This is a genomic window from Phormidium pseudopriestleyi FRX01 (assembly GCF_017313335.1).
Taxonomy (GTDB): Bacteria; Cyanobacteriota; Cyanobacteriia; order Cyanobacteriales; family Laspinemataceae; genus Laspinema; species Laspinema pseudopriestleyi.
In genome coordinates this window covers 21,952-38,662 of record NZ_JAFLQW010000667.1, presented here as the reverse complement: position 1 = coordinate 38,662, position 16,711 = coordinate 21,952, and the positions used below count along the sequence as shown (strand labels likewise).

Sequence of the window (16,711 nt, the reverse complement as noted above, 5' to 3'; positions counted from 1 at the left end):
AACCATCTTTTTGTTCTGGTGACGGAGGCTATCATAAAGACTAGCTAAAAACAATGTAGATGGTGACACTCTCCATAATTTTTGCGACTTCGGCAATCCTAAACTTGCTCATAACCTTATAATAGCATGAAAAATGAGTAATTTTAAACAGCTTTAATCAGAAATTTAAACTCTGTCTCCAGCCCTGGACCCATAAGCGATAATCATATTATACTGATTTGGGAGTTGGATTGGGCATTATAGGTCTGAAGGCTCCCCCTGTCCGGCAACGGGATGATTGATTGGGCAAAGGCACCCCGGGGGAGAATAGGGCTGGTGGGGGATGAGGGCAGACTGTCCAAACATCGGATGCACCCCACCCCGAATCAGTAGGAGCTCAACCCTGGGGTAAGCCCCTGGGCAAGATAGGCGATCGCTGATCGACCCATTTTAAGGATGAGGCTGCTTTTTTTGTAATCACACCTGGCTATCAAGCATCGGTATAGTAGAGGGAAGAGAACCGGGTTTCTTTAAAGCATCTCTACTCATTAGCACCAAATTTGGACTGTGAAACTGAGTTTCTTGTCCGGTTTATAAAATCGGGAACCGACGCTCTAGGGGGGTAGGGGATGCCGCCACTTCCCAACTAGGCTTTTGCAGTAGGCCAGATAGCGAACAGATCATAGATCTATAGAATTATGGTGCGATCGCGCCACTCTTATTCCATACAGTTACATCGTGCCAACATCAACCATTTCTTAGACGAAACCACCGTCTTAGTGAAACAGTTGATTAACGAAAATCAGGGTGTGAGCATTTTATGAAATTGCGAAAGAAAATACTGATTATAGTCGGCGCGACCCTGTTAGGTCTTAATGTCGTGCTGTACGCTACAGCATCGACTATTTTACTGGGAGACTTCAAAGAATTAGAACAGAAAATTGTCCGCCAAGATGCCATCCGAGGCTTGCAGTCCCTCCAGGAAACCCTTAACGAACTAGAATCCATCGCTCGATATCATGCCGAATGGGATGATACCTACAGCTTCATCACCCCGGGAGACCCCAACTACGTTAACTCCAACTTTGGCAACGAAACCTTCGTTCAATTAAAGCTGAATCTGTTGCTGATGCTGGACGAACAAGGAAAACCTGTTTTTAGCAAAGCCTTTGATTTACAGCAAAAGGCTGAAATTCCCATGCCTGGGGTGATTCAAGAAATAGCCGAAGCTTATCAAGAACAAATTGAGAAAAAATTTACCGAAACCGGACACCACAACCACCCCCTCAGTGGCATAGTCCTTCTCCCCCAGGGACCGGCCCTGATAGCCGCCCAATCCATTCTCACCAGTCGAGGAAAAGGTCCGTACCGGGGGACTTTATGGGTGGGACGCTTTCTGAATGAGCAGGAAATCGATCGCCTCGCGGACCTGACGCAATTATCCCTGAGTGTTTATCCGATGAGCGCTTTGCCAGCGTCAGTGGACGCGGTGAGAACCGAGTTAGAGGCGTCTTCCCCATCCCCGACTCCCTCTCCACCCTTGATCCCGATGGATTTGAGGCAACGTCGGCGGCAGTCGCCTATTGTGGTCAAGGCCCTCAGCGAGACGGAAATAGCTGCCTATACCGCGATTCCGGCGATCGCCAGCAATACCCCCTTACTACTCCAAATCACCCATAATCGAGAGATTTACACCAAAGGTAAAACCAGCGTCCGCTATTTTATCGGGTCTCTGTTAGGGGTGAGTCTGGGGTTTAGTAGTCTAACCCTGCTGTTATTTGAAAAATTAGTCCTCTCGCGACTGACAATCCTCAGCCGAAAAGTCGAACGCATTGGCGACAAAGGGGACCTATCCATGCGCGTCAAAATTGCGGGTCACGATGAACTCTCCAGTTTAGGAGTGACCATCAACGGGATGCTCAAAGCCCTACAAGAATCCCAGTATAAGCTCAAAGAAAGTGAAGAACGCTATCGATTGATGGCGGAAAACTCCACCGATATGATTTCCCGCCATACTCCAAAAGGCAAGTTTATTTACGTCTCCCCAGCAAGTCATTCGTTATTGGGATATGAACCGGACGAACTCATCGGCTGTAACCTCTATGAATTTTTCCATCCCGAGGATGCCAAGACGATCGCCAAATCCTACTTGGCAATAGTCAAGGGACAAGTCAGTTACACCGTTAGCTACCGGATCCGCCATAAATATGGACATTACCTGTGGTTTGAAAGTACCAGTCGCACGGTTCGCCATCCCCAGACGGATGAAGTCGAAGAATTAGTCGCTATTTCCCGGGATATCACGGAACGACATCAAACCGATGAGGAACTGCGGGAAAGTGAAGCTTCGATTAGAGCACTTTATAAAATCACATCTTCCCGTAAACTCAGCTTTGAGCAACGGTTGCAACGGTTGCTGATTATGGGAAAACAGCGGTTTGGATTAAATGTGGCAATTTTATCCCGGATTAAAGGCGATCGCTATGAAATCATCGCAGTTGAATCCTCAGACAAAACCCTCAAAAGAGGCGATCGCTTCCCCTTGAGCCAAACCTACTGTCGCGAAACCCTCCGCCTGAAAGAACCCCTCTATTTTGAATCCGTCAGCGTTACCCGCTGGCATAACAAACCCACCCAAACCCCTTTCCCCCAAGAAGCCTATATCGGGACAAGAGTGATTGTCGGGGGCAAAATCTATGGCACCCTCAGCTTGAGCAGTAGCACCCCCCTAGAACGTCCGTTTAAAGCTGTTGATAAAGAACTGCTCAAACTCATGGCGCAATGGATTGGCAGTGAAATCGAGCGCCAGGCTGCTGCTGCGGATTTAGCCCGGGCTAGAGACGAGGCCCTCGCTGCCACTCGTGCAAAAAGCGAATTTCTTGCCACCATGAGCCACGAAATCCGGACCCCAATGAATGCCGTAATTGGCATGACCGGATTACTCCTGGATACTCAACTCAACCCCGAACAGCGCGATTTTGTCGAAACCGTCCGCGCCAGTGGGGATGCCCTGCTCACGATTATTAACGATATCCTCGACTTCTCCAAAATTGAGTCTGGGAAACTCGACTTGGAACAGCAACCCTTTAACCTGCGCTCTTGTATTGAAGATTCCCTAGATTTACTCGCCTCCCGCGCCGCTGAAAAAGAAGTCGAGTTGGCCTATCTAATCGAACCCTCGACTCCGGAAATGATTATCGGCGATATCACCCGCGTCCGTCAAATCTTGGTCAATTTGCTCAGTAATGCGGTGAAATTCACCGCTAAAGGGGAGGTGGTGGTGTCAGTGAGTGCCTCAGCTATTCCCGCGCAGAAAGCCGTAGGTATTGAGAATGACGTATTAACTCTCAAACCTGACGAGAATACGAACGGTCACTTCGACGAGGGTCTAAGCGCGGCTCATTCCCTGTATCAAATCCAATTTACTGTGTCTGATACGGGTATCGGCATTCCCCCGGAACGGATGAATCGACTGTTTAAGTCCTTTTCCCAGGTGGATTCTTCTACGACTCGCGAGTATGGTGGCACGGGGTTGGGTTTGGCTATCAGTAAGCGTCTGAGCGAGTTGATGGGGGGTCGGATGTGGGTGGTTAGTGGTGAGGGAGTCGGTGGCGACCCGGACCCGGCATTTCAATGGCCGATCGCCCCCTCCATTCCTGAAATGTTCTCCCCTCTTCCAGACGAGGAGCAAAGTATCTTTACCTTGACGGATGCCAAGTCGGCTAATTCCGATACGCCACCCACGGGCTCTACATTCTATTTCACCGTGATGGCAACCCCGGCGGTCAATACTTTGCCGGTGGATCTGAATAGCACTCAACCATCTTTGGCGGGTAAGCGGGTGCTGATTGTCGATGATAATGCCACGAACTGCCAAATTTTAACCCGTCAAGTCTTGTTTTGGGGGATGAAGCCGAAGGCAGCAAGTTCGGCCCGGGAAGCCCTGGATTGGCTGCAAAATTCGGAAACCTTTGACATCGCCATCCTGGATATGCAGATGCCTCAAATGGATGGGATTACCTTAGCTTCATACATCCGAGGAATTGTCAAAAATCGTGAATTCCCTTTGGTGATGCTGACGAATATTGGTAGACAGGAAGTGGATTTGCAGAGTAAGGTCCCCTTTGCGGCGTTTCTGAATAAGCCGATTAAACAATCTTATTTGTACAATGTGTTGGCGGGAATCTTTGGGGGAGTAACGATTCTTTCTCGTCCGGTTCTTATGAATGCCCTGGCTATTGACCCCCAGATGGCTCAACAAAAACCGTTACGCATTTTGCTGGCGGAGGATCATTTAGTTAATCAAAAGGTAGCGCTGCAAATTTTGAATCGGTTGGGGTATCGCGCTGATGTGGCGGGGAATGGGATTGAGGTGTTGCAAGCTTTGGACCGCCAACATTATGATGTGGTTTTGATGGATGTTCATATGCCGGAAATGGACGGGTTGGCGGCGACTCGCCAAATTTGTCAGGATGTTATAGGCGGTAAACTCCTACACCGCCCGCGAATTATTGCGATGACGGCAAATGCGATGCAGGGCGATCGCGAAGTTTGTCTGGATGCGGGTATGGATGACTATATCAGTAAGCCGATCCGAATGCCGGAATTGGTGGAAGCGCTGGCCCTGTGTTCGCTAGATTCAGATGGTTCCCCCCCTTATTTGACTCCAACTTTATCCCCAGGGGATTCGGATGCTCTAGGGTCTGAATTATCAGGGTCTGACCCCCAAAATCCTCCGGGTTCCCCGTCCAAGGCGATCGCTGACCCGGTTCTGAATCCCGCCACGTTAGAGTCATTACGCGATATTGAGGCACTTGAAGAGGTGATTGAGATTTATTTAGAGGAGTGTCCGAAGCTGATTGATTTGCTCACAGTGGCGATCGCCCAGGATGATGGTTTTGAAATGGAGGAAGCAGCGCACTCGCTGAAGTCAACGAGTGCGGCAGTCGGTGCCTTGACTTTGGCGGATTTGAGTCAGCAACTCGAAACCATCGGGCGATCGCATCACAGAGCCAATTCTCCTCTTCCTTTGGAAGTTACGGAAATTTTCTCCCAACTCATGATGGAGTATGAACGGGTTAAGTCGGCACTCTACGGAGAACTGGAAAATGGGGAATCCAGCTAGTTGGGATTTTGGGTAATGGAGAGGGTATAGCTATGCTGTCCTCCGGCAAGGTCGCCAATATAGATTTGATAGGTTCCAACGGTCCATAACCCGGACATTTCCGGCTGTTCTCCTACGGTACTATCGGCAAGTACACAAAACCGTCCTGTGGGACTTTCAATTAATAAGGTGGGTTCTCCAGCACTTTCAACTCTCAAGCGTAGATAGGGGAACTGCTGTCCGATTTCGAGGGTTTGATTTGGTTGTTCAGAAATTCTGCCACAGTCACTTTTTTGCAATCCACCGGATGTCCCTTGGAGTTGAATCGGATCGGGATTGAACTGGGGTTGCAGTTGGACCACTTCTGCATGAAGTGGATGGGGGGCGATCGCGGCTAAGGCGATCGCAAACAAAGGGGCGATGAGGGGGCGAGTGGGTAGTTGCATAGATTATTTCCCCTTCGGGTTTAAAACACTTTTTTGGTAATCTCTGTTAGTTACAGACGCTCGGCATTTTCATCCGTTCCGATCGCCCGACGGAACTCGGGTGGATTCCCGCTCAATTTAACCCTCCCTAATTTATTCGCCGTGGGTTGCACTGACTTAATTCTGGGATTCTGTCCTTACCTTAATTATAGATTTTAGATTCACCGCTCGCCAGATAGAGAAGAACGACAGCAAGTCGTGACGCCGAACATCCTCCCCTCTCCCGATTTCCCCGGGTAACTCTACTCAAAATCGTTATGATTATGATATTCTTGTAACGGTTCGTAAAGAATCAGGCGCGTTAATCGCCGTGAGCGTGCTTTCCAAGCCTACGCCATAGCCTGTTCGCGCCAGTTAACCCTCATAACATGGAGAATCAAACAATGACCGAAGGATGTATCCGCGTCGGCCAACAAGCCCCCGACTTCACCGCCACCGCCGTTGTGGATCAAGAGTTCAAAACCATCAAACTCTCGGACTACCGGGGTAAATATGTGGTGTTGTTCTTCTACCCCCTGGACTTTACCTTTGTCTGTCCGACGGAAATTACCGCATTTAGCGACAGTTATAGCAAATTCAGCCAACTGAAAACCGAAGTGCTGGGTGTGTCTGTTGATAGTGAATTTTCTCACCTGGCTTGGATCCAAACCGATCGCAAATCTGGGGGTCTCGGCGACTTGAACTATCCTCTGGTTTCCGATATCAAGAAAGAAATTAGTTGCGCTTACAATGTCCTCGACCCTGAAGCGGGAATCGCCCTGCGTGGACTCTTTATCATCGACAAAGACGGTGTGATCCAGCACGCCACTATCAATAACCTGGCATTTGGCCGTAATGTCGAAGAAACCCTACGGATTCTGCAAGCCATCCAGCACGTTCAAACTCACCCCGATGAAGTTTGTCCGGCAGGTTGGCAACCCGGTGGGAAGACGATGAACCCGGATCCCAAGAAGTCTAAAGAATTCTTTGCCTCTATCTAATTCCGATTTGTGGGATTGGCATAAGAGGCGATCGCGATGGAAACTTGATCGGCGATCGCCTTTCCACCCTTTGAAACCCAACTCTTTCCCCAAGCTACTTCAGCAGGGATTGAGTTGGGTTTAAAATTTAGGCATGATTTTCTTTAATGAATTGGATCAAGAGGTTTAAACCATGTTGACATCTACGGATTTTAGAGGATTACTCAATCAACGCTTTTTCCAAAATTTTCTGCCGGTTCCTGCCCTCAATAAACTCTACCCGGAAGTTTGCCCACCTGACTTTCAACTTCCTCATGTCAATGGTGAGGGTTCTATCCGCCTTTCTGAATACCGAGAAAAACAACCTGTCATTCTCTATTTTACTCGCATTTTTACGGAAAAACAATATTGTCCCTTCTGTTTTCCTCACATTAAAGCCATGAATACGGCTTATGAGCAATTTGTAGAAGCAGGTGCGGAAGTGTTATTAATCACCAGTACCGATCAACGTCAAACTCAAATCGTTATCCGAGATTTGGGATTAAAAATGCCGGTGTTGTGCGACCCGAGTTGTTTAGTTTTTCGGGCTTATGGGACGGGACAAGCCTTGGGTGCACCGTTACCTGCACAGTATCTACTGGATATCGAGGGTAAGTTACGGTTTAAGCATCTGTTTTCATTTTTAGAACCCAATGCTCAAGTGAGCCGCTTATTGAAGCAATTACAGCAGATTTAAGGGTGACCCAGGCAGTCGTCGGGTATCCGAATCTAGGGTACAGAGTATGGAGAAGATCTACCGGGTTTCTGGAGAACATCTGTCGCCATCAGCAACCCAGAATGGGCCAAAACCCAGGTTTCTGGACTCTAAAACTGTGCCCCGGACTAGGTTTACCAATGGGGAGAACGGGCTAATAATTCAGCGATTGAGTCCGGATCTAAGGGTTTAGAAAAAAGATATCCTTGGGCAAAATCACAGCCTAATTCTCGAAGTTTTTCTAATTGAATGGGAGTTTCCACCCCTTCGGCGATCGCAATCATGCCCATTGTGTGAGCGATGCCGATAATACCAGGAACCAATCCGCACTGATGTTCTGGATCATCGATGCGCTGGATAAAAGAGCGGTCAATTTTTAGGACATTGACGGGGAATTCTTCCAGGTAACTTAAGGAAGAATAGCCGGTGCCAAAGTCATCAATGCTTAATTCAATCTGGCAGTCGCGAATTTGGTGGAGAATGTCTAGGGTGGCTTGGTTTTTATTGGCGATCGCACTTTCGGTAATTTCCAGTTTAATCATTTGCGGATTAATTTGGGTGGATTCCAGGAGTTCCCGCAGATGCTGGATAAACGAAAATCGTAGAAAATGCCGCGCTGATAAATTGACACTACAAGTCACCGAGTCATTGATGATATTTTGATGTTGCCACGCTTGGAGTTGTCGGACGGTTTCTTGTAATACCCACAGGTCAATATTGGCGATTAAACCTGTTTCTTCGGCGATGGGGATAAAATCGATGGGAGAGATAAATCCCCGGGTGGGATGTTGCCAGCGCACGAGGGCTTCAAAGCCGTAAATTCTGCCCGTAGTTAGGGAAATAATCGGCTGATAATAGACTTTAAATTCCTGTCGTTCTACGGCCCTTCGCAAGTCGTTTTCAAGCTGGAGACGGTTTAATGCCTCATCATGCATCGCCGGGTCGAAAATGTAATATTGGCCTTTCCCTAGGGCTTTGGCGCGGTACATGGCAGTGTCCGCATCCCGGAGGAGATATTCGGGTTTTTCGTGATAGAAACTGCCTAGGGTAATGCCGATACTGGCATTAATAAAGACTTCATAGCGGTCGAGGTGAAATGGTTCGGTTAAAGAGTCTAAGATGCGATCGGCGATGGTTTGCGCCCGATCAAGGGTGGGGAGTTCTTCCACGAGGATTGCAAATTCATCACCGCCTAATCGGGCTAAGGTATCTTCTTGTCGGAGGGCGGATTGGAGGCGTTTGCCAATGGCAATCAGGAGCTCATCTCCGACGAGATGACCCAGAGAATCGTTGACGACTTTAAAGCGATCGCAGTCTAAAAAGAGGACTGCAAACTGATAGTTCTGGTTGGCTTTTCGGAAGGCGATCGCCTGGTCCAATCGTTCCATAAATAATGCACGATTGGGTAAATTTGTCAAGGGGTCATGAAGGGCTAAATGGAGTAACCGTTTTTGGAGTTGCTTACGTTCCTTGATTTCCTGAACCAGCTCTTGATTAGACTGTTCTAACTGGAGCGTTCGTTCTTGGACCCGAGTTTCCAATTCCGCATTGAGTTGCTGAATTTTTAATTCAGCGGCCCGTCGCTGAAGTTGGGTTTGAATGCGAGCTAAAACCTCTTCCAATTGAAAGGGTTTACTAATATAATCAATCCCGCCGACATTAAAGGCTTTGACCTTATCAAAGGCATCATCTAAGGCACTCAAAAAAATTACCGGAACTTCCCGAGTGGCCTCATTTTCTTTTAAGATTTCGCAAACTTGATACCCGCTCATATCCGGCATCATGATATCCAGTAAAATCAGGTCAGGGACGACAATGCGACAGGCTTTTAGGGCCATTTGCCCGTTTAAGGCTTTGCGAACTTTATATCCTTCCTCGGTTAAAATCGTGGCTAAATAGCGGAGATTATCTTGGGTATCATCCACGATTAGAATATCTTTTTGGAGCATTGGAACAGGTTCGGCGTTCATTGGCCCTCCTGTTGAATCAATTCCTCAATGATATCAAACTGATAGTTATGGGCTAACTCCGCTAAGGCTTGGGATAAGGGAGCCAGATCCGGGGGAATCTCTTCAAGTAAGTGTAAAATCAAATCGTCACTGCATTGCATAGCTGCGTTAGAAAGCTGTTGAATCCAACTTTCGGGCATAACTTTTAAAGCCTCCGGAGAGAGGGAATACTGGGGTTTAGAATTATCGGGTTGTGGGCGGTCCTGGTCTGGGGAGATGTCTTCAAAGATATAGTCTATATTTAGATATTTGCCAATGGTTTCCAGCAAAAATCCTTCTTGAAACGGCTTACGAATGAAGTCATCACAACCGGCATTTAAAATCATTTTTCTTTCTTCCTCAAAAGCACTGGCAGTTAAAGCTACAATGGTTGTTTTTTGACCCTGAACGGTACTTTTAATATGTCGGGTGGCTTCGTAACCATCCATGACGGGCATTTGCATATCCATTAAAATTAAATGAGGTTTCCAACTTTGATAAACCGCGATCGCCTCTTGGCCGTTTTCTGCCTCTTGCACTTGAAATCCCAGGGATTTCAAGATAGTCTTTAACAACAGACGACTTTCAAAGGCATCATCTACGACTAAGATGCGAAATTCATTCCCCTGAGCTTGGGGGGCGATCGCCACGGCACGACGATTGATTTGGCGAGTTTGAACCTCTGCCTCGCTACTCGGTGCGATCGCCACTGCAAAGGCAAATACCGTTCCTTGACCCACGGTGCTAGTGACCTGAATATCGCCTCCCATCAATTGTACGAATTTTTGACTAATTGGTAAACCCAGGCCCGTCCCTTGCTGAGATTTACGTCCTGTTTCCGTTTGTCCAAAGGGTTCAAACAATTTTCCCATCTCCTCCGAGGCAATACCTGGACCCGTATCCTCAATTTCAAAATATAAGAATTGATCCGGGGAATTTGGGTCTGCAAAATCCCCCTCCCCAGGATTCGCCCCAATCCGGGCATCTTTCACCTCAATCCGGAGGATGATGTGACCTTGAGCCGTAAATTTGAGGGCATTACCCACAATATTAATCAGCACCTGACGCAATTTACTCTCATCAGTTTTCACAAACTGAGGAAGGGTATCGCAGCCCTCAAAAATAATCTGGAGTTGCTTCGACTCCGCCCTAATCTGAAACATATCATTTAAAGATTTCAGCAAATTAATCAAATCAAAATTAACCAGATTAAAGCTTGTTCTTCCGGCTTCAATTTTGGACATTTCCAACACATCATTAATCAAAGCCAAAAGATGACCTCCTGCCCGATTAATAATTTTTAAATGCTCATAATTTTCAGGGTTGAGCGAGGAATCCCGGGCCATGACTTGCGTAAACCCCAAAATCGCATTCAGGGGAGTTCGCAGTTCATGGCTCATATTGGCAAGAAACTCACTTTTCGCACGGTTGGCCGAATCTGCAGCGAGGGCGGCTTTTTGGAGAGCGTATGATTGTCGCTGGGTCTTTTCCAGTAACTCCGCTTGCTGGAGGGCCACTCCCAACTGATTGCCAATTTGAACCACGACCTTAATTTCCGCTTCCTTCCAGTGGCGAGGACCGCTATTTTGATAGCTGGCTAATAATCCCCAGAGTTTATTCCCGGAAAAAATCGGAACAATAATATAAGCTTTGGCTTGAAATTGCTCTAGGATATTGAGGTAAGATTCATCAAATCCCGCCTTGTAAACATCTTCAACCGCCAAATAAGTCAAGCCTAAATTCCACGCTTCAGTTCGGGCAGATTGCATATAGCAATCTGCCAGCGCCACCTCCTTGTACCCTAGAAAATTAGAGTCGTTGCCGTTTAGTTTGTCCGCAGTTTCGGGTAAATTCTGGATGTTATCCATTAAAGAAATCCATTCTGGACCCGTGGATTCGGCTACCACCTCACCTCGCCAGTCGTTATGAAAATGGTGAACTAAAACGCGATCGCACTTAAGCACCTGACGCAATTCCCGGGTAGTTGCCGAAAAAATCGTTTCCAAATCCAGAGTTTCGCGCATTCGTTGAATCACTTGGGACAGTGCGCGTTCTCGTTGGACACTTTCCTGTAACGCTTCTTCCGCTTTTTTGCGTTCCGTAATATCCGTTAAAGTTCCCGTGAGTCGGTAAGCTTCCCCCGCTTCATTCCGGATACATTTGCCCTTGACTTCCACCCAAATCCAACTCTTATCTTTCCGTTCCATGCGGTGAGTATGATAATAGTAAAGTGGATTTTGCCGTTGCACATGGTCTTGCAGGGTTTGCATCGCCACAGACAAATCGTCCGGATGAACCTTGTTAAACCAAGTGCTAACTCGATAGGGTAATTCCCCCTCTTTATACCCTAAAATTTGCATCCAGACCGGGGAGTAATAAATCTGGTCATTTTTTAAATCCCAATCCCAAATCCCATCATTGGTCCCGGATACGGCTAATTTAAACCGTTCCTCACTTTTGCGGAGGGCCTCTTCAGCCCGTTTGCGTTCCAGCAGTTCAGTTTTAGCTTGCTCAAACAGGGTACATTGTTGAATTGCGATCGATAATTGCACCGAAAGCTGACGCAGAGATTCAATTTCCGATTCATGCCATTGTCTTTCGCCGCTACAGTGATGAGCAATCAGCAATCCCCATAATTGTTCCCCTTGTCGCAGAGGAACCACCAGATTCGCTTGAACCGCAAACTGACTGAGGAGCTCTACATGGCATTCGGAGAGTCCAGCCTTATGAATATTATCAATCGTCCGAATTCGACCTTCAGCATACAGGGGAATGTGAGTTTCGATGAAACAGCGATCTTCGATTTCAATCCCTTTGACGGACATCCAGTCAGAACCCACAGATTCAACGGCAATCACCCCACTCCAATCCGGGTTAAAACGGTAAATTAAAATTCGGTCCGTGGCTAAAAATCCCCGAACTTCGTTTACGGCAGTGTCTAGGACTTCTTCCAGGTCGAGAGAGGAGCGAATCCGTTCCTGAATCGAACTCACCAGGCGTTCCCTTTTAAGCTGTTGTTGTAAGGCAATTTCCGCCCGTTTGCGTTCGCTGATATCGGTAATTGTGCCAAGATAGCCTTTGACTAGGCCATCATTGCCTATTTCTGCGATCGCCTGCCCGATCGCCCAGACTACCGTACCATCAGGACGCACCAACCGATATTCTGACTTAAACGGCACCCGAGTTTCAGCAGCTAAAAACCACTCCGATTGCACCCGTTTGAAGTCATCTTGATGGAGATTCGCAATCCAACTTTTGCCGATCGCCTGTTCCAAAGAAAGTCCCGTTAACTCACTCCAACGCTGGTTAACATAAAGACAATTTCCCTGGGCATCCGTATGACAAATACAAACCGGAGAAGCTTCAGCCAGGGTTTGATACCGACGCTGACTCTCATCTAAGGCAGCTTCCGCAGCTTTTCGGGGCGTAATATCTTTGTGGATACCGCTCATGCGTAGGGGGATGCCAGATGGGTCTCGTTCTACTACTTTACCGCGAGAGAGAATCCATTTCCACTCCCCAGACTTGGATCGCATCCGTAATTCCCGTTCATACACTAGGAGAATCCCCGCTAAATGGTCTTGTAACGCCCGCAGGGTCGGCTTGCGGTCCTCTGGATGTAACAATTCTTCCCAGATTTGATGGTGATTGCCAATGTCCTGAACTTCATACCCCAGCATCCGTTTCCATTGCGGGTCAAAATAGGTTGTTCCCGTGGGAATTTGCCAATCCCAGATGCCCAAATCACTGCCTTCCAAGGCCAGTTGTAACCGCCGTTCACTCTCACTCAGGGCCACTTCTGCCACCTTTTGTCCAATGTAGGAACCTAACTGAGTGGCAACCGCCCCCACCAAGGCGATCGCCCGTTCATCTCGGGGACTTTCTGTGCGTTTAAAGAAGGTTAGAACCGCTAAAATCCCATTGCCTCGGATAATGGGTACCGCAAAATAGGCTTTTAATCCCTGCTTTATCGCGGTTAAAGCATCGGCAGTCTGTTCAGTTTCCTCGGTCAAATTTTCAATCCATTCCGGTTGCTGAGACTCCCACACTCGTCCTGGAAGTCCTTCCCCAAATCGATAAGTTAGGGGTTCCCGTTGCAGGCAGAATTCTTCCACACCGGGTTCGGGGTAATACCAACCGGGCCGATAGGTGAGAATTTGGTGATTGGCATCGGGAAGCCAAGCCTCGGCTACATCCCAGTTAATGGTAATACAAATTGAGCGTAAGACCGAGGCTAATGCAGTTTCTAAATCGGTTGCCTGACGAATGGATTGATTGGTATCTAACAGCAGACGGATATCATCTTCACTTTGCTGGCGATCGCTGATATTACTAAGGGTACAAACCACTCGTTCAACTTTGCCGGATGAGTCGAGTTGGGGGTCTATATTCAGCAGCAACCATACTGTGTCTCTTTTCCCCCAACGACAAATTCCCGTGACTTGATTTTGCACAATTTGCCCCTGGGCGATCGCCATCTGAAGGGGATGCTGTTCTTGAATCGAAATCGTGCCATCCAGGGAGAGAACTTGCCAGTTAAACTCAAATGCATTTTTCCCCTGTAACTCCGCTTGCGAGACATCCAGCAGTTCACTAGCCAGAGGGTTACTCAATAAGATAGTGCCTTTTGCATCCAGAAGTAATACCCCAACGGGCATATTTTCCACCAGAGTTCGGAACCGAGTTTCACTTTCCTGGAGGGCCTGTTCTCGCAAAAGGTGGGATTGGTAACGGCGATCGACTAAAGAAGTAATCAGGGTGACAATCAGCAGAATCAGCGTTCCCAGGCCGATTTGCATCGCTAACCAAGATTGGTCCGCACCTTCAATCAGAATGGCTTCTGGGTTAGAAATTGCCGCAAAACAGGTGGCCCACATTCCGGTATAGTGCATTCCGGCGATCGCTACTCCCATAATTCCCGCGCTACCCAGTTTAACCCATGAACGATGAGGACTGAGGGAGTCGCGAACCTGAAACGCCAACCCTAATGCAGCAGTGGAGGCAAAAATGGCGACTGCCACCGACAGGGTAACCCCCCAGAGATTGTAATGAACCCTTGCCGGGACCTGGATTGCCGTCATCCCCAGATAATGCATCGAAGCGATCGCCAATCCCATGACAATTCCCCCTCCCACCTGGAGAGGGACCCTCAACCGCTGACGATTGTACAGCAACATCGCCAAAGCTGAGGCGACAATGGCATCCACCCAAGACAACAGCGTTAGAGGGATATTGTAGGCCGTGGGGACGGGTAACTGTAACGCCAAGATGGCGATAAAATGCATAGACCAGATGCCCGTTCCCATCGCCACCGCACCCGCCACACTCCAGATTACGCGCGATCGTACCGAAGAGTTGGGATTAACCCGTCCGGCTAAATCTAATGCCGTGTAAGAAGCAACTGCCCCAATAATAAAGGAAAGGGTGACTAAAATTGGCTCATATTGACCCTGAATCATGTCCATAATTGTCCCTGAGAGTGATTTTCCCCGCTTCAACAAATATTGAAATAAAACCTGCCGAGTTATTACCGTAAACTTTTAGGGATCTAAAATCCGGGCTAAATCTACTCCTCCCACCATCGAAGCCAGCAAGACTAAGGAATGAATAGGCGATCGCCATTCCGGGTGAGGATGCAGCACTTCTAACTCAATTAATCCCCCATTGAATGACCGATAATTCGCATCGGAGTGGTGGGATAGGTAGCCCGGTTTTCTGCTACCAAAGTTTCCACGGTTTGAATTAACGGTTCAATCCGCCAAAAGGTCCGCAGCCAACCCAAATTAGGCGTAATAATCCGGCAGTTCGGTGTCTCTAAAGCCTGGGCAAGTTTGGCAATTTGATGAGGGGTATCCGCCCCTGTTGAGCATATAAAATAAAGTCCGGTGATTCGCTCATTGTAGCCTTCCCACAAACCCATCAGGTCGTTTCCCTTATTATAATAGAAACTCCCCGGAGAAAATGGGTAAGGGAGGGGGATTTGCATCATCAGGGGCGATCGCCTTTTAGGGTTCCCCTTCTTTTCTCCAAATTCGACTCATACCAATTCATCAACGGAGTCGCACTAATTCCATGCAGAATCACCGAAATCACCAGGGTCAGAAACACAATCCAAGCAAGTTTTTCCCCTGTTTCTCCTTCTAATCCTTTGCCCATCGCATAAGTGAGATAATAGACCGAACCCACGCCCCGAATTCCAAACCACCCCATTAATAACCGTTTTGAGGCATGAAGGTTTGAGCCAATGGTACTAATCCAAGTTCCCAGAGGACGAATAATAAACAACAAAAATCCCGCCACAATCAAAGTATCTCCGGCAAACCGTAAACTCGGTTCTATTCTCAGCAGAGAACCGATTAACAAGATAGTTCCTACTTCTAGGAGTTTTTCCACCCGTTCCGTTAATCTTAGTTGAGAATGGGTTCGTTCTGCATCACTGCTGTAGCTTCTGCGGACCGTCATGCCAGCGACAAATACTGCGACAAACCCATATCCATTAATCACTTCAGTCAGGGAATAGGCCATTAAAATTGTACTCAATGCAATAAAATCTTGCATGAGTTCATCCACGGGACGAACGCGATGCAATTGTTTTTTAACCCAAATAATGGCCGAGGCGACGAGAATCCCCATGCCAATACCAGCGGCGATCGCCCAAATTAAATCAATCACCAACCACTCATAAATCCAGTTATTGAAATTGCTATCTTTTAACGCATATAACCCAAAATAAACAAACGGAAAAGCCAAGGCATCATTTAAACCCCCTTCGGAAGTTAAGCCAAAGCGGAGTTCATCTTTATCCTCAACATGAGCCAGTTGAACTTCTGAGGCCAAAACCGGATCTGTGGGCGCAAGAATCGCCCCGAGTAAAATCGCCGCCCCCCAATCCAAGCCCAAAAATAAGCGCCCAACAACCGCCAGGGCTACAATAGAAATTGGCATCAAAAATCCAATTAATCGGGCCGTCGTCTGCCACGCCCAAAACTTGAGCGGACGATTCATTTTTAGTCCGCCACTAAACAACGAAATAATCACGACTAATTCAGTTAATCGCTCCAAAAAGTTCGCCTCGGGGCGCACCAGAATTAATCTTATCCCATAAGGACCGATAAAAATACCAACGGCTAAATAAATCAAGGCATACGAAAGCGGCAACCGCTTAATCCACCCCGAAAACACCGTTACCGAGAGCAGCAATAAGCCAATAGCCAGCAGATCGAGAATGTAAATATCTACCAAAGCGATCGCTCCTCTTTTATTAATTGATGACAGAAACAACTAATTCGGGTAATTGGCCAACGGTTGAAACAAACAATCATCTCCATAATGCAGAAAGCTATGCTCTTGATTTGAAAGCTAAATCGGGTGCTACAAAAAGGAACTTAACCTTACGGTTGATTATGATTTTTTATGATATGAAATGCCATAACCCTCCCCAA

Annotated in this window: 9 protein-coding genes; 4 read left to right on the top strand and 5 right to left on the bottom strand. The window is 47.6% G+C overall.

Annotated elements, in window-relative coordinates; translation table 11 throughout:
- The first annotated feature begins 677 nt into the window (after positions 1 to 677).
- Together J0895_RS26625 and J0895_RS25070 are read left to right on the top strand one after the other, a co-directional pair.
- Positions 678 to 803 carry a hypothetical protein gene (locus J0895_RS26625; protein ID WP_277989903.1) on the top strand — a complete coding sequence of 42 codons (126 nt, stop codon included), beginning with the start codon at positions 678 to 680 and terminating at the stop codon, positions 801 to 803.
- Positions 800 to 5,104, top strand: coding sequence for a response regulator (locus J0895_RS25070; RefSeq protein ID WP_207090703.1), 4,305 nt, complete (start codon positions 800 to 802; stop codon positions 5,102 to 5,104). The genes J0895_RS26625 and J0895_RS25070 overlap by 4 nt, the downstream gene beginning before the upstream one ends.
- Here the strand turns inward: J0895_RS25070 and J0895_RS25065 are convergent.
- Complete coding sequence (locus J0895_RS25065) at positions 5,101 to 5,529, bottom strand: hypothetical protein (protein WP_207090702.1); 429 nt, start codon at positions 5,527 to 5,529, stop codon at positions 5,101 to 5,103. The genes J0895_RS25070 and J0895_RS25065 overlap by 4 nt on opposite strands.
- A 422-nt stretch (positions 5,530 to 5,951) precedes the next feature.
- On the opposite strand from J0895_RS25065, the gene J0895_RS25060 reads away from it, so the two are divergent.
- Positions 5,952 to 6,548 carry a peroxiredoxin gene (locus J0895_RS25060; protein WP_207090705.1) on the top strand — a complete coding sequence of 199 codons (597 nt, stop codon included), beginning with the start codon at positions 5,952 to 5,954 and terminating at the stop codon, positions 6,546 to 6,548.
- A gap of 172 nt (positions 6,549 to 6,720) precedes the next feature.
- Entirely contained in the window at positions 6,721 to 7,263 is a 543-nt protein-coding gene (locus J0895_RS25055; protein ID WP_207090701.1) for a peroxiredoxin family protein, read from the top strand.
- A 152-nt stretch (positions 7,264 to 7,415) separates the two neighbouring features.
- On the opposite strand, the gene J0895_RS25050 is transcribed toward J0895_RS25055, so the two are convergent.
- From J0895_RS25050 to J0895_RS25035, 4 genes are all read right to left on the bottom strand, one after another.
- Complete coding sequence (locus J0895_RS25050) at positions 7,416 to 9,251, bottom strand: two-component system response regulator (protein WP_207090700.1); 1,836 nt, start codon at positions 9,249 to 9,251, stop codon at positions 7,416 to 7,418.
- Positions 9,248 to 14,734, bottom strand: coding sequence for a PAS domain S-box protein (locus J0895_RS25045; protein WP_207090699.1), 5,487 nt, complete (start codon positions 14,732 to 14,734; stop codon positions 9,248 to 9,250). Before J0895_RS25045 ends, J0895_RS25050 begins: the two co-directional genes overlap by 4 nt.
- Before the next feature lie 188 nt (positions 14,735 to 14,922).
- On the bottom strand, positions 14,923 to 15,189 hold the full coding sequence (locus tag J0895_RS25040) for a lipase family protein (RefSeq protein ID WP_207090698.1): 267 nt from the start codon (positions 15,187 to 15,189) through the stop codon (positions 14,923 to 14,925).
- 68 nt (positions 15,190 to 15,257) lie between these two features.
- Positions 15,258 to 16,511, bottom strand: a complete 1,254-nt coding sequence (locus J0895_RS25035) for a cation:proton antiporter (RefSeq protein ID WP_207090697.1) — start codon at positions 16,509 to 16,511, stop codon at positions 15,258 to 15,260.
- Positions 16,512 to 16,711 lie beyond the last annotated feature (200 nt).

Bases quoted from the DNA above. Each gene is read 5' to 3' on its own strand.
- J0895_RS25050 (WP_207090700.1), bottom strand. From the start codon at position 9,251: ATGAACGCCGAACCTGTTCCAATGCTCCAAAAAGATATTCTAATCGTG.
- J0895_RS25065 (WP_207090702.1), bottom strand. From the start codon at position 5,529: ATGCAACTACCCACTCGCCCCCTCATCGCCCCTTTGTTTGCGATCGCC.
- J0895_RS25045 (WP_207090699.1), bottom strand. From the start codon at position 14,734: ATGGACATGATTCAGGGTCAATATGAGCCAATTTTAGTCACCCTTTCC.
- J0895_RS26625 (WP_277989903.1), top strand. From the start codon at position 678: ATGGTGCGATCGCGCCACTCTTATTCCATACAGTTACATCGTGCCAAC.
- J0895_RS25060 (WP_207090705.1), top strand. From the start codon at position 5,952: ATGACCGAAGGATGTATCCGCGTCGGCCAACAAGCCCCCGACTTCACC.
- J0895_RS25040 (WP_207090698.1), bottom strand. From the start codon at position 15,189: ATGGGTTTGTGGGAAGGCTACAATGAGCGAATCACCGGACTTTATTTT.
- J0895_RS25070 (WP_207090703.1), top strand. From the start codon at position 800: ATGAAATTGCGAAAGAAAATACTGATTATAGTCGGCGCGACCCTGTTA.
- J0895_RS25055 (WP_207090701.1), top strand. From the start codon at position 6,721: ATGTTGACATCTACGGATTTTAGAGGATTACTCAATCAACGCTTTTTC.